The organism is Streptomyces mobaraensis NBRC 13819 = DSM 40847, assembly GCF_017916255.1.
Lineage (GTDB): Bacteria > Actinomycetota > Actinomycetes > Streptomycetales > Streptomycetaceae > Streptomyces > Streptomyces mobaraensis.
This window is the reverse complement of record NZ_CP072827.1, coordinates 7,450,084-7,464,586: the sequence shown is the minus strand read 5'-3', so window position 1 is coordinate 7,464,586 and position 14,503 is coordinate 7,450,084. Positions and strand designations below refer to the sequence as shown.

5 protein-coding genes are annotated in these 14,503 nt (G+C 74.9%); 3 read left to right on the top strand and 2 right to left on the bottom strand.

Annotated features, from left to right (window positions below):
* Positions 1-37: 37 nt before the first annotated feature.
* Both J7W19_RS32150 and J7W19_RS32145 read right to left on the bottom strand, forming a co-directional pair.
* The gene (locus J7W19_RS32150) at positions 38-5,482 is read right to left on the bottom strand and encodes an SDR family NAD(P)-dependent oxidoreductase (protein ID WP_411848850.1); all 5,445 of its coding nucleotides are present in this window, start codon (positions 5,480-5,482) and stop codon (positions 38-40) included.
* A gap of 128 nt (positions 5,483-5,610) precedes the next feature.
* Positions 5,611-11,169, bottom strand: a complete 5,559-nt coding sequence (locus tag J7W19_RS32145) for a type I polyketide synthase (RefSeq protein WP_210455421.1) — start codon at positions 11,167-11,169, stop codon at positions 5,611-5,613.
* A 621-nt stretch (positions 11,170-11,790) separates the two neighbouring features.
* Here J7W19_RS32145 and J7W19_RS32140 point away from each other — a divergent pair.
* Genes J7W19_RS32140 through J7W19_RS32130 form a run of 3 tightly spaced genes read left to right on the top strand, consistent with a single transcriptional unit; the run spans position 11,791 to position 14,203 of the window.
* Positions 11,791-12,780 carry a proline iminopeptidase-family hydrolase gene (locus J7W19_RS32140; RefSeq protein ID WP_004951724.1) on the top strand — a complete coding sequence of 330 codons (990 nt, stop codon included), beginning with the start codon at positions 11,791-11,793 and terminating at the stop codon, positions 12,778-12,780.
* Positions 12,777-13,982 carry a cytochrome P450 gene (locus tag J7W19_RS32135; RefSeq protein WP_004951727.1) on the top strand — a complete coding sequence of 402 codons (1,206 nt, stop codon included), beginning with the start codon at positions 12,777-12,779 and terminating at the stop codon, positions 13,980-13,982. The genes J7W19_RS32140 and J7W19_RS32135 overlap by 4 nt, the downstream gene beginning before the upstream one ends.
* Complete coding sequence (locus J7W19_RS32130) at positions 13,979-14,203, top strand: ferredoxin (RefSeq protein WP_233478205.1); 225 nt, start codon at positions 13,979-13,981, stop codon at positions 14,201-14,203. Before J7W19_RS32135 ends, J7W19_RS32130 begins: the two co-directional genes overlap by 4 nt.
* Positions 14,204-14,503: the final 300 nt, after the last annotated feature.

Genomic DNA, 14,503 nt, shown 5'->3' with positions numbered 1-14,503 from the left:
GGGGTGGAAGGTAGGGGGACGGGGACGGGTCGACGGGTCAGGAGAGCCCGAGTTCCTTGTCGAGGAAGTCGAAGACGTCCTCGGCCGTCGCGGAGTCGAGGCGGTCGGCGACGGAGGGTCCGTCGGCCGGGACCGCGCCGGTCGCGCCGGCCGTGCCGCTCGCGCCGTCGTGCTCGGTGAGCCGGGCGGTGAGGCGGTCGGCGAGTTCCCGGAGGCGGTGGCCGATCCGGGTGCGTTCGATCTCCTCCGCCGAGAGGGAGTCGGCCGCGGACTCGATGCGTTCGAGTTCGGCCAGGACCGGTACGGCGGGTGCCGCGCCGCCCGCGCACAGTTCGCCGTGCAGGTGCGTGGCGAGGGCGTCGGGGTTGGCGTAGTCGAAGAGGAGGGTGGCCGGCAGGGTCAGGCCGGTGACGGTGCTCAGGCGGTTGCGGAACTCGACGGCGGTGAGCGAGTCGAAGCCGAGTTCGTTGAAGGCCCGTCCGGACTGCACGGCGGCGCTGTTCTCGTAGGCGAGGACGAGCGCCACCTGGTCGCGGACGAGGTTCAGCACCTCGCGGCGCTGCTCGCTCTCGGGGAGCGCGGCGAGCCGGCCGACCAGGTCGGACGGGGCCTCGGCGGTGGCGGCCGGGTCGCCCGCGGGGGCGGTGGCGGCGGCCCGTACCTCGGGCAGCGCGGACAGCAGCGGGCTGGGGCGGGTCGCGGTGAACGACGGCGCGAGCAGGGACCAGTCGGCGTCGAAGACGCCGACGCAGGCCGCCGGGCGGTCCAGGGCCCGCCGGAGGGCGGTCAGGCACACGTCGGCGTCCATCGGGGCCAGGCCGCGCCACCAGGAGCGGTCCTGCGAGGCTTCCTCGCCCGCCATGCCGCCGCCGTCCCACGGGCCCCAGGCGACGGAGGTCGCGGCGAGGCCGAGCGCCCTGCGGTGCTCGGCCAGGGCGTCCAGGTAGGCGTTGGCCGCGGCGTAGGCGCCCTGTCCCGCGCTGCCGAGCAGTCCGGCGATCGAGGAGAAGGTGACGAACGCCGTCAGGTCGCGGTCGCGGGTGAGCTCGTGGAGGTTGCGGGCGGCCGTCACCTTGGGGCGCAGGACGCCGGCGAGCCGGTCGGGTGTGAGGGAGTCCAGGACGCCGTCGTCCAGGACGCCGGCGGTGTGCACGACCGCCGTCAGCGGCCGGTCCTCCGGGAGCCCGTCGAGGAGCGCGGCGAGGGCCGTGCGGTCGGCGGCGTCGCAGGCGGCCACGGTGACCCGGGCGCCCAGCTCGGTGAGTTCGGCCGCGAGGTCGGCCGCCCCCGGGGCGTCCGGGCCGCGGCGGCTGGTGAGGACGAGGTGCTCGGCGCCGTCCCGGGCGAGGGAGCGTGCGACGTGCGCGCCGAGCGCGCCGGTGCCGCCGGTGATGAGGACGGTGCCGCGCGGGGGCCAGGGGTGGCGGGGTTCCTCGGGGGCGCCGGCCGTACGCTCGGCGTCCGCGCCGCCCGTACCGACGGTGTCCGTCCCCGCGGCGTCCGTTGCCGCGCCGGCTCGGCCGGCTGCCGGGCCGGCTGCCGCGGCGGTGTCGGTGCCCACCGTCGTCGTGACGGGGGCGGCGGTGCCGGTGGCCTTGGTGCCGGTGCCGGCCGGCGGCGCGCCGGCTGCCGCGGAGTCGCCGGTCTCGGTGCTGTGCGTCGAGACCGTGGTGCCACCTGCCGCGGCCGCGGTGACCGCAGCTCCGTCGGCCGTGGCGCCGGTCGCGTCAGCCGTGGGGCCCGTCTTCGCGTCAGCCGTGGCACCGGCCGGCGTGCCGAGGCCCGTGTCGGCCGGTGTCCGGATCAGCCGGCGGCCGAAGGTTCCCGAGGCGCGGACGGCGACCTGGTCCTCCGTTCCGGTGCCGGCGTCCGGGGTGGCGGCCGTGCCCGCCAGGACGGCGACGAGCCGTTCGGCGGCGCGGTCGTCGGGTGCCGGCGGGAGGTCGACGAGTCCGCCCCAGCGGCGGGGCTGCTCCAGGGCGGCGACGCGGCCGAGGCCCCACACCTGCGCCTGCTCCGGGTGCGGCAGTTCCTCGGCTCCGCCGACCGCGACGGCGCCGCTGGTCAGGCACCACAGGGGGGCGTCGGCGGCCGTCGCGCCCAGGGCCTGGGCGAGGGCGACCGTGGCGTTCAGGCCGCCGCCGGTGCCGTCGTGTTCGTCGAGCGCGAGGAGGGAGACCACACCGCGTACGTCGTCGACCCCGTCGAGGGCGGCCCGCAGCCGGGCGGTGAGGGCGGGGGCGGCGGCCGGTCCGGACGGCCCCGTCGCGTCCGGGGTGACGTACCGGACGTCGGCGCCGTGCCCGGCCAGGGCCGCGCCGAGCCGCTCGGCCCACGGCCGGGCGGCCGGGCCGTCCGGGGAGACGACGAGCCAGGTGCCGACCAGCGCGCCGGCGTCGGGGGCGGGCGGGGTGAGGGGCTGCCAGTCGATCCGGTAGCTCCAGGCGTCGGCCGTCTCCTCGGTGACCCGCCGGCCGCGCCAGGAGGCGAGCAGGGGCAGCACCGTGTCCAGGGCGTCCCGCTGGGCGGCGGTCCCGGCGCCCAGGGCTCCGGCGAGGGCGCCGGTGTCGGTGCGGCGCACCGCGTCCCAGAAGGCGGTGTCGGCGGCGCCGGTTCCCGGGCGGGCGGCCGGGCCCGGGGTGGCCGCGGTGTCGCCCTCCCACCAGTAGCGCTGCCGCTGGAACGGGTAGGTGGGCAGTTCCACCCGCCGGCCGCCCCAACTCCGGGCGACGACGGGCCAGTCGACGGCGGTGCCGCGTACGTGGAGTTCGGCCAGCGCGGTGGTCAGGGTCCGCGGCTCGGGGCGGTCGGCACGGAGCAGCGGGACGAAGGCCGGGGCGTCGGGTCCGGTGCCGTCGGGGACGCAGCGGCGGGCGAGGGCGGTGAGGGTGGTGCCGGGGCCCAGTTCGACGAAGGTGCCGGCGCCGTGCTCGCGGAGCGTGGCGACGCCGTCGGCGAAGCGGACGGTCTCGCGGACGTGCCGCACCCAGTACTCGGCGGACCCCAGTTCGTCATCCCCGCACAGCCGTCCGGTGAGGTTGGAGACGAGGGGGATGCGGGGCGGGGCCGCCGGGAGGCCGTCGACGGCCTTCCGGAAGTCCGCGAGCATGGGGTCCATGCGATGCGAGTGGAAGGCGTGGCTGACGCGCAGCCGCGACGTCTTGCGCCCCTGCTCCCGGAGCCGGTCGGCGGCGCCGAGGACGGCGTCCTCGTCGCCGGAGAGGACCACGGCCTCCGGCCCGTTGACGGCGGCGACCGCGAGCCGGTCGCCGAGGAGCGGCCGTACGTCGTCCTCGGACGCCTCGACGGCGACCATCGCGCCGCCCGGGGGCAGCGCTTCCATCAGCCGGGCCCGGGCGGCGACCAGGGTGCACGCGTCGTCCAGGGTGAAGACGCCGGCGGTGTGGGCGGCGGCGATCTCGCCGATGGAGTGGCCGATCAGCAGGTCGGGGCGGATGCCCCACTCCTCCAGCAGCCGGAACAGGGCCACTTCGACGGCGAAGAGGGCGGCCTGGGCGTGGCCGGTGCGGTCGAGCCGCTCGGCCCGAACCGGGTCGTCCCCGTCGCCGTGGCTCCACATCGTCTCCCGCACCGGCGTGTCGAGCCGCCGGTCCAGGGCGTCGCAGACGGTGTCGAGGGCCGCCGCGAAGGCGGGTTCGGCGGCGTACAACTCCTGGGCCATGCCGAGGCGTTGGGCTCCCTGGCCGGTGAACATGAACGCCGTCCGGACTCCGGTGCCCCGGGGGGTGCCGCGGACCAGCCCGGGGGTGTCGTCGCCGGCGGCCAGCGCGTCGAGGCGGCGCAGCAGCCCGTCGCGGTCGTCGGCGACGACGGCGGCCCGGTGGTCGAAGAGGGCACGGGTGGTGGCGAGGGAGAAGGCTACGTCCGCGGCGTCCGCGGGGGCGCCGCGGGGGCCGGGTGCGGTGACGTGGGCGCGCAGCCGGGCCGCCGCGTCGCGCAGGGCCCGGTCGTCGCGGGCCGACAGCAGCCAGGGCAGCGGCCGGGAGGGGGTCTCGGCGGTCTCCGGGACGTCGGCGGCCTGCGGGGCGTCAGTGGCACTCGGGACGTCGGTGGCCTGCGGGGCATCGGTGGCACCCGGGACATCGGTGGCCTCCGGAGCGTCGGCGGCCGGTGCCTCCTCGATGATGACGTGGGCGTTGGTGCCGCTGAGGCCGAAGGAGGAGACGCCCGCGCGGCGCGGGACGTCGCCGTCCCACTCCACCGGCTCGGTCAGCAGCCGGACGTTCCCGGCCGACCAGTCGACCTTCGGCGTCGGCTCGTCCACGTGCAGGGTGCGGGGCAGGGTCCGGTGCCGGATCGCCTCGACCATCTTGATGATGCCGCCGACGCCGGCGGCGGCCTGGGCGTGCCCCATGTTGGACTTGACGGAGCCGAGCCAGAGGGGCTGGTCGGCGGGGCGGTTGCGGCCGTAGGTGGCGAGGAGGGCCTGGGCCTCGATGGGGTCGCCGAGGACGGTGCCGGTGCCGTGCGCCTCGACGGCCTGGACGTCGGCGGGGGTGAGTCCGGCGTTGTCGAGGGCCTGGCGGATGACGCGCTGCTGGGAGGGCCCGTTCGGGGCGGTCAGTCCGTTGCTGGCGCCGTCCTGGTTGACCGCCGACCCCCGGACGACGGCGAGGACCGGGTGGCCGTTGCGCCGCGCGTCGGACAGCCGCTCCACGAGCAGCACCCCCGCGCCCTCCGACCAGCCGGCGCCGTCCGCCGCGCCCGCGAACGACTTGCAGCGGCCGTCCTTGGCGAGGCCGCGCTGGCGGCTGAACTCGACGAACATCTCCGGCCCGGCCATCACGGTGACACCGCCGGCCAGGGCCAGCGAGCACTCGCCGTTGCGCAGGGACTGCGCGGCCAGGTGCAGCGCGACCAGCGACGACGAGCAGGCGGTGTCCACCGTGAGCGCCGGGCCCTCGAAGCCGAAGGTGTAGGCGACGCGGCCGGACACCAGGCTGCCGGCCGTGCTGCCGCCCGCGTAGTCGTGGTACATCAGGCCGGCGAACACGCCGGTGCGGCTGCCCTTGAGGGTGCCGGGGTCGATCCCGGCCCGCTCGAACGCCTCCCAAGTGACCTCCAGCAGCAGCCGCTGCTGGGGGTCGGTCTCGGGTGCCTCCCGGGGGCTGAGCCCGAAGAACACCGGGTCGAAGTCGGCCGCGTCGTAGAGGAACCCGCCCTCGCGCACGTAGCTGCGCCCGGGCCGGCCGGGGGCCGGGTCGTACAGCGTGTCCATGTCCCAGCCGCGGTCGGTGGGGAACTGCCCGACGACGTCGGCTCCCGTGTCCACCACCCGCCACAGGTCCTCGGGGCCGGCGACGCCGCCCGGGTAGCGGCAGCCCATGCCGACGATCGCGATCGGCTCGTGCCGGCCGCCCTCGACCTCGCGCAGCCGGCGCCGGGTCTCGTGGAGGTCGGCCGTCGCGCGCCGAAGGTAGTCGCGCAGTTTCTGGTCGTTCGCCATCGAAGTGTGAGCCAATCTCGGACGGTGGTTTCCGGGGCGTCGGTGGTGGGCCGCCGGGTGGCGGCGGGTGGGTGACTCCGTGGGGCAGCGCACCGCCCGGGGCACGGGTGCGCCACCGGACGGTGGTAGGGCGGCGGTGGCCGCTACGGCATGCCGAGCTCGCCGTCCAGCGCGGCGAACAGTTCGTCGTCGGTGGCGGACTCGAACGCCGTGTGGGCGTCGGCCCGCGGCTCCTCGCCGCGCTCGTCCCGCCACCGGCGCAGCAGCGAGTCGAGCCGGGCCGCGACGTCGGCGTGCTCGCGGTCGGGGACGCCGTCGCCGCCTGCCGCGGCCAGCAGCGCGGCCTCCAGGTCGTCGATCCGGTCGGTCAGCGACCGTCCGGGCCCCTGGTCCGGCACCAGCTCGGCGGCGAGGTGCGCGGCGAGGACGGCCGGGGTGGGGAAGTCGAAGACGAGGGTGGCGGGGAGCCGCAGCCCGGTGGCCGTGTTCAGCAGGTTGCGCAGGTCGACGGCCGCCATCGAGTCGAAGCCGACGTCCTTGAACGCCCGCTCAGGATCGACGAGTTCGCCGCTGCCGTGACCGAGTACGGCGGCCGTGTTGCTGCGGACCAGATCCAGCAGGACGAGGTCGCGCTCGGTCTCCGGGAGGCCGGCCAGCCGGTGCGCGAGCACGTCGGCGCCGGCGGAGGCGGCTCCGGCCGCCGGACGCGCGGCGCGGCGCGGCCGGCCGCGGACGAGGGTGCGCAGCAGCGCGGGCACCGTCGCGCCCGGGGCTTTCAGGGCCTCGGTCTCCAGGCCGACGGGCACCAGCACCGGGCCGTCCGCCGCCAGGGCCGCGTCGAGCAGGTCGAGTGCCCGGCCGGTCGGCAGCGGGCGCATGCCCATGCGGCGCAGCCGCTCCAGGTCCGCGTCGGCCAACTGGCCGCCCATGCCCTGCTCGCCGCCCCACAGGCCCCAGGCGAGGGAGAGGGCGGGCAGGCCCTGTTCCGCGCGGTGGCGGGCGAGGGCGTCGAGGAACACGTTGGCGGCGGCGTAACCGGCCTGCCCGGCACCGACGAAGAGCCCGGCGGTGGACGAGAACAGCACGAAGGCGGTCAGCGATTGATGGGTCGTCAGTTCGTGGAGGTGCCAGGCGGCGTCCGCCTTGGGGCGCAGCGCCGTGTCGACGTGGTGCGCCGTCTGGGTCTCGATCAAGCCGTTCTCGGCGAGTCCGGCCGTGTGGACGACGGCGGTCAGCGGATGGCCGGCCGGGGTGTCGGCGAGCAGCTTCTCAAGCGCGGCGCGGTCCGCGACGTCGCACGCCGCCACCCGCGCCTCGGCGCCCGCCTCCGCCAGTTCGCGGCACAGCTCGCGAGCGCCGGGCGCCTCCTCGCCGCGCCGGCTGACCAGGAGCAGCCGGCGGGCGCCGTACCGGGTCACCAGGTGCCGGGCGACAGCGGCGCCGAGGCCGCCGGTCCCTCCGGTGATCAGGACGGTGCCGTCGGGGTCCCATCCGGCGCCGAAGGCGGCGTCGGCGGACGGGGCGGCGGGCCGCGGTTCCCGGACGAGTCGCGGTGCCCACACCGTGCCGTCGCGCAGGGCGAGTTCGGCGTCTTCCGTGGCGGTGGCGGTGGCGCACAGCCGGCGTCCCGACGCGGGGGTGCCGTCCCAGTCGAGGAGCAGCAGCCTGCCCGGGTGCTCGGCCTGCGCGGCGCGCACCAGGCCCCACACGGGAGCGCACACCAGGTCGGCGGAGGGACCGGACGCGGCGTCGGGGCCCGCGGCGCCGCGGGTGAGGAGCACGAGGCGGGAGGCGGCGAACGCGGGTTCGGCCAGCCATTCCCGTACGGCCGCGAGGACGCCGGTGACCACGGTACGCACCTGGTCCGGCAGGTCGGCGCCGCCGTCCGGCCCAGGTGCGTCGCACGGCAGCACCACCGTGCCGGGCACGGCGCCGGGCGCCGCGGCGAGCGAGGCGAGATCGGGGAACACGCGTGTCCCGGGTCCCAGCGCGGCGGTGAGCAGTGGGTCCGGACCGGCGCCGACGAGCGCCCAGCCGCCCTCCTCCTCCACCGACGGCGGAACGGTCCGCTCCGCCCAAACCGGGCGCAGCAGCGCGGCCCCGTCCGCCTCCTCCCCCGCCGGCCGCACGGCGTCCACGGCCCGCGCGGCGAGCGACCGGATCGTCAGCACGGGCGCCCCGGTCCCATCCGCCACCAGCACCGACGCCTCGTCCGGACCGTGCGACGCGACGCGTACGCGCAGCGCGGCGGCCCCCGTCGCGTGCACCGCGACACCGCTCCACGCGAACGGCAGCCGCGGACCTTCCGCACCGGCCTGCCCGTCGGCCTCATGGAAGAGGTTCGCGTGCAGGGCCGAGTCGAGGAGGGCGGGGTGGAGCAGGTAGGAGGCGGCGTCGTGCTGCGCCTCCGGCGGGAGGGCGACCTCGGCGTAGGTGGTGTCACCCTGCCGCCAGGCGGCCTGGAGCCCCTGGAAGACCGGACCGTAGTCGTACCCCTGGTCGGCGAGCCGCTCGTAGGCGGCGTCGAGCGGGATGGGGTCGGCTTCGACGGGCGGCCACGCGGCGAGTTCGTCGCCGTCGGCCTCCGGCTCCTCGGCCGTGAGTCCGCCGGTGGCGTGCAGCATCCACTCCGCGCCATCCGGCGAACCCGCCGGTCGTGAGTGGACGGTGACGGTACGGCGGTCCGTCTCATCGGCCGGCCCGACCGTGATCCGCAGATCGACGGCCCGATCGGCGGGGACGACGAGCGGCGCCTGGAGCGTCAGTTCGTCGAGGTACGGGGTGCCTGCCTGGTCACCGGCGTGCAGCGCGAGTTCGAGCAGACCGGTGCCGGGGAGCAGGGTGGTCCCCAGGATGGTGTGATCGGCCAGCCAGGGGTGGGTACGGGTGCCGATCCGCCCGGTCAGGACGACGGTGTCCGCGTCCGGCACGGCGACGGCCGCGCCGAGCAGCGGGTGCCGCGCCGGCGCCTGTCCCAGGGCCTCGGGGTCGCCGGCTCCCACGCCGTCCTCCAGCCAGTAGCGGCGGCGTTGGAAGGGGTAGGTGGGGAGGTCGACCCGGCTGGTCGCGGGGTGGAGGGTTTGCCAGTTGATGGGGTGGCCGTGGGTCCAGAGGTGGGCGAGGGCGGTGAGGGCTTCGCGGTCTTCGGGGCGGTTGCGGCGTTGGAGGGGCACGCAGGTGGCGGTGGTGTGGTCGGCGGCCATGGCGGTGAGGACGGCATCGGGGCCGATCTCCAGGAAAGTGGTGATGCCGTCGGTGGTGAGGGTGGTGATGGCGTCGGCGAAGCGGACCGGGCGGCGGACGTGCTCCACCCAGTACTCCACGCTCATCAACTCCTCCGCCGACGCAAGCAGTCCGGTGACGGTGGAGACGATGGGGATGCGGGGCTCGGCGAAGGACAGGCCCGCGACGACCGCGCGGAAGTCCTCCAGCATCGGCTCCATCAGCGGCGAGTGGAAGGCGTGCGACACCTTCAGCATCGAGGTCTTGCGGCCCTGCTCGCGCAGCGCGTCCACGATCGCGGTGACCGTGGCCTCGGCGCCCGATACGACAACCGCGCGAGGGCCATTGATCGCGGCGATGGCCGCCTCCCGGGCGTCACCGAGCAGGGCGAGGGCTTCCTCCTCGGTGCACTGGAGAGCAGCCATCACACCACCCTCGGGCAGGGCCTGCATCAGCCGGCCCCGTGCGGCCACCAGCGCGCACGCGTCCGCCAACGACAGCACCCCAGCGACATGGGCCGCCGCGATCTCCCCGATGGAGTGCCCGGCCAGCACCTCCGGCCGCACACCCCAGGACTCCACCAGGCGGAACAGTGCCGTCTCAACAGCGAACAGGGCGGGCTGGGCGTACTCGGTGCGGTTCAGCAGTTCCGCGTCCTCGCCGAAGAGGACGTCCTTCAGCGGCTGGTCGAGGTGAGCGCATACCTCGTCGAGTGCTTTCGCGAACACCGGGTACGTCTCGTACAGTTCCCGGCCCATCCCAATGCGCTGTGCGCCTTGTCCGGTGAACAGGAACGCCAGCCGCCCCTCGGCGGCCGTCCCGCGCACCAGACCCGCCACGTCCTGCCCAGCGGCCAGCGCGGCGAGCCCGGCGATGACATCCGCCCGGTTGACGCCCGTGAGGACCGCGCGGTGTTCGAGCTGCGCCCGCGTCGTCGCCAGCGCCGCCGCCACCTCCCCCGGCTCCGGTGCGTCCTCACGCTCGATGACGCCCAGCAGTTGTGCGGCCTGAGCGCGCAGGGCGTCGGCGGAACGAGCACTGAGCAGCCACGGCAGAGCCGGCCCAGCAGCCACCTCCTGCCCTTCCGCCTCCACCGGCGGGGCCTCTTCCACGATGACGTGGGCGTTGGTGCCGCTGATGCCGAACGAGGAGACGCCCGCCCTGCGCGGCCCCTCGCTCTCCCACGCCCGTGCCTCGGTGAGCAGTTCCACCGCGCCGGCCGTCCAGTCCACCTTCGACGACGGCGCGTCCACATGCAGCGTCTTCGGCAGCACACCATGGCGCATCGCCATGACCATCTTGATGATCCCCGCGACACCCGCCGCCGCCTGCGTATGCCCCAGGTTCGACTTCACCGACCCCAGCCACAACGGCCGCCCGTCCTCCGGCCGCTCCTTCCCGTACGTCGCCAGGAGCGCCTGGGCCTCGATCGGGTCACCCAGGGTCGTCCCCGTGCCGTGGGCCTCGACGGCGTCCACGTCGGACGGCCGGAGGCCGGCCTCGGCCAGGGCCTGGAGGATGACGCGCTGCTGGGACGGACCGTTGGGGGCCGTGAGGCTGCTGCTGGCGCCGTCCTGGTTGACGGCCGAACCCCGCACGACCGCCAGCACCTTGTGCCCGTTGCGCCGCGCGTCCGACAGCCGCTCGACCACCAGTACGCCGACGCCCTCGCCCCAGCCGGTGCCGTCCGCCGCCTCGGCGAACGCCTTGCAGCGGCCGTCGGCGGCCAGGCCGCGCTGCCGGCTGAACTCGGTGAAGGTGTCGGGTGCCGCCATCACGGTGACGCCGCCGGCCAGGGCCAGCGAGCACTCGCCGGCGCGCAGCGCGCGGACGGCCCAGTGCAGGGCGACGAGGGAGGAGGAGCAGGCGGTGTCCACGGTGACCGCCGGACCTTCCAGGCCGAGGCTGTACGAGACGCGGCCGGAGACGACGCTGCCCGAGTTGCCGTTGCCGACGTACCCGTCGACCTCGTCGGGGACGTGAGTGAGGCGGGCGGCGTAGTCGTGGTACATCACTCCGGCGAAGACGCCGGTCCGGCTGCCGCGCAGGGCGTGCGGGTCGAGGCCGGCGCGTTCGAGGGCTTCCCAGGACGCTTCGAGGAGCAGTCGCTGCTGGGGGTCCATGGCCAGGGCCTCGCGCGGGCCGACGCCGAAGAAGTCGGCGTCGAAGTCGGCGGCGTCGTGCAGGAAGCCGCCCTCGCGGACGTAGGTGGTGCCGGGCCGCTCGGGGTCGGGGTCGTAGAGGGCGGCGGTGTCCCAGCCGCGGTCCTCGGGGAACGGGGTGATGCCGTCGCGGCCCTCGTCCAGCAGCCGCCAGAGCTCCTCGGGGGAGGTGACGCCGCCCGGGTAGCGGCAGCTCATCCCGATGACGGCGATGGGTTCGTGCTCCCTGCGCTCGGCGTCGCGCAGCCGGCGGCGGGCCTCCCGAAGGTCGGCCGTCGCCCGCTTGAGGTAATCGAGAAGTTTCTTCTCGCCTTCCACCCAAGAACCCCCTGAACCCGGAACGCGCCCGGTACCCGGTCTGATTGGTCGCCGCCCGCACCGCCCGGGCCGGGCCCGGTGGTTCCGCGGTGCGGCCGTACCGCCTCCGCTGGTACGGCCGTTCCGCCCCGTGCTCCCGTGCCCGGCCGTGGCGTGCCGGGCCTTCGCCGGCCGCTTCGCCGACTGCTTCGCCTTCTGCGACGGGCCGTCCGCGAACTGCGCGTACCGGGACGGGCGGTCTTCCGGAACGCTACGGGCGGATTCTCGGGGGCAGCCACCCTTACCTGCCCCTAGGCACCCCTATCAGGGCTAGCGGAATGGAAACATCCGGGTAAATTCCGTGTTGCCGACGGGAGTCGGCGCGGGTCCCGGGAGGGGTTCTCCGGGGGTGGCGGTCACTGCTCGGCTAAGGGCCCCTAGGGGTTGATAGGGGTCCGTCCCGCCACCGTGCTGCTATAGCGTTCTCGGCATCGGACGCAGTGAAACGTCCGGCGGCGCGATTTCTTCGGACGCCGCTCGATCCCGGACAGCCGGAAGGCCCGAAAGGCCGAAAAGCTCGTAAGGCCCGAAGGCCGGAAGCCACGTCAAGCAAGCCGCGAACCATCGATTCGGGGTAGGAAGATGCCCGCGACACCGATCGCCAAAGGAACCGCCCCTTTCGGCGACCACAAGACCTGGTACCGCGTCACCGGTGACCTGGAAAGCGGGCGCACGCCCGTCGTCGTCCTGCACGGCGGCCCGGGAAGCACGCACGATTACCTGTTGAGCCTGGCGTCCCTGGCGGAGGCCGGCCGCCCGGTGATCCACTACGACCAGCTCGGAAACGGCGGGTCCACCCGGCTGCCGGACCGCGGCACGGACTTCTGGACCGTGCGCCTGTTCCGCGACGAGCTGGACAACCTGCTGCGGCACCTCGGGGTGGCCGACGACTACGTGCTGTTCGGGCAGTCGTGGGGCGGGATGCTGGCCGCGGACCACGCCGCCGACCGGCCCGCCGGCCTGCGCGGCCTGGTGATCGCCAACTCGCCGGCGTCGATGCCCCTGTGGCTGCGGGAGATGAAGGTGCTGCGGGAGCGGCTGCCGCCCGAGGTGCAGGAGACGCTGCTGCGGCACGAGGCGGCGGGGACCACGGACACCGCCGAGTACTTCGCGGCCATGCGGGTGTTCTACGACCGGCACGTGTGCCGGGTCCAGCCGTGGCCGCGGGACTACCTGGCGACGTTCATGGAGATCAACGACGATCCGACCGTCTACCACGCCATGAACGGGCCGAACGAGTTCCACGTCATCGGCAGCCTCAAGGACTGGTCGGTCGAGGACCGGATTCCGTACATCGACGTCCCCACGCTGCTGATCAGCGGGCGGCACGACGAGGCGACCCCGGCGACCGTGCAGCCTTTCTACGACCTGATACCGGATGTCCGCTGGGAAATCCTCGAGGAATCGAGCCATGTGCCGCACCTCGAGGAACCCGAGCGTTTCACCTCCGTTCTCACCGCGTTCCTCGCGGAACTCGACGGAACCGGAGGAACGGCAATACCGGGCGCGGCGGCGGCGATTCCGTCCCTGCCCGGGGAATCCACGGAACCCAAGGAAGGAGCGCGCGGGTGACCACCGCTCATGAGGTTCGCGCTTATCCGTTCAGCGAACCGGACCGGCTCGAACTCGATCCGATGTACGCCAGACTGCGCGCGGAGGAGCCGCTGAGCCGGGTGCAGTTCCCGCTCGGCGAGCCGGCCTGGCTGGCCACCCGCTACCACGACGTCCGCACGGTGCTGGCCGACCCGCGGTTCAGCCGGGCCGTCGCCAAGACCCGGGACCAGCCGCGCACCCACCCCGACGAGCACCTGGACGACGGGCTGGTCGGCATGGACGCGCCGGACCACGCGCGGCTGCGGAAGCTGGTCGCCCGGGCGTTCACCGGACGCCGGGTGGAGCTGATGCGCGACGACACCCAGCGGATCGTGGACGGGCTCGTCGACAACATGCTCGAACAGGGCGCCCCCTTCGACATGGTGGAGAACTTCGCCATCCCGCTGCCGGTCACCGTGATCTCCGAGATGCTCGGGGTGCCGGAGGCCGACCGCCCGCGGCTGCGCGGCTGGTCCGAGGCGATGGTCTCCACCACGGCGCTGCCGTGGGAGGAGATGGAGCGCAACGCCAAGGAACTGTTCGCGTACATCGGGACGCTGGTCGCCGAGCGCCGCCGCAACCCCACCGAGGACCTGCTCGGGGCGCTGGTGAAGACGCGGGACGAGGACGGCGACCGGCTGAGCGAGGAGGAGCTGGTCATGCACGTGACCGGCGGCCTGCTCATCACCGGCACCGAGACGACCGCCTCGCAGATGCCCAACTTCCTGTACGCGCTGCTCAGCCACCGCGACCAGTGGGAGCTGCTGTGCGCCGACCCGTCGCTGGTGCCGCGCGCGGTCGAGGAGCTGGTGCGCTGGATCCCGCTGAACTACTCGGCGATGTTCGCCCGGTACGCCCTGGAGGACATCGAGTTCGGCGATGTGACCGTCAAGGCCGGCGAGCCGGTGGTGGGTTCGGTGGCCTCGGCCAACCGGGACCCGGAGATCTTCGAGAACCCGGACCGGCTGGACGTCACCCGCGAGCACAACCCGCACATCGGCTTCGGTCACGGTCCGCACCACTGCCTGGGCGCCCAACTGGCCCGGATGGAACTGCAGACGGTGCTGACGACCCTGGTGACCCGCTTCCCGACCCTGGACTTCGCCGACGGCGCGGACGGGGTGGTGTGGAAGCAGGGCATGCTGGTGCGCGGTCCGAAGCTGCTGCGGGTGACGTGGTGACCCGTTGGTCGGTCGAGGTCGACCGCGGTGTCTGCATCGGCGCCTCGGTGTGCGCCAACTACGCGCCCGGGCACTTCGAGCTGGCGGACGGCAAGTCCCGGCCGCTGGCGGCCGTGATCGACCCGGACGACGCGGTGCTCGACGCCGCGGAGACCTGCCCGGTGGCCGCGCTGGCGGTGCGCGACGCCGACAGCGGCGCCCTGCTGGCGCCCGAGGAGTAGCCCTCCCCCAGTCCGAGGAGTAACCCTCCCCCAGCCCGGGGAGCAGCCCTCCCCGGATCGGCGGTCTCCCCCAGGCCGTCACCCCGGTTCCGGCGGCTTGTCCCCCAGGCCGCCGGAACCACGGGCCGCGCGCCACGCGCGCGCCCCAGCCCCCAGGCCGCGCGCCGTTCACCGGACGCCGCGTGCCGTTCATCACCCGCCGCCCCCGCCGCTCGACCGCCGCCCCGCGCGCCCGCGCGGCCGGCCGACGGGGAGCCCTCTCCGTACGTCCTCGCACGTCCCTTGTCTCGGAAGGACCGC

Coding starts and splice junctions, on each gene's coding strand:
- J7W19_RS32140 (WP_004951724.1), top strand. CDS start 11,791: ATGCCCGCGACACCGATCGCCAAAGGAACCGCCCCTTTCGGCGACCAC.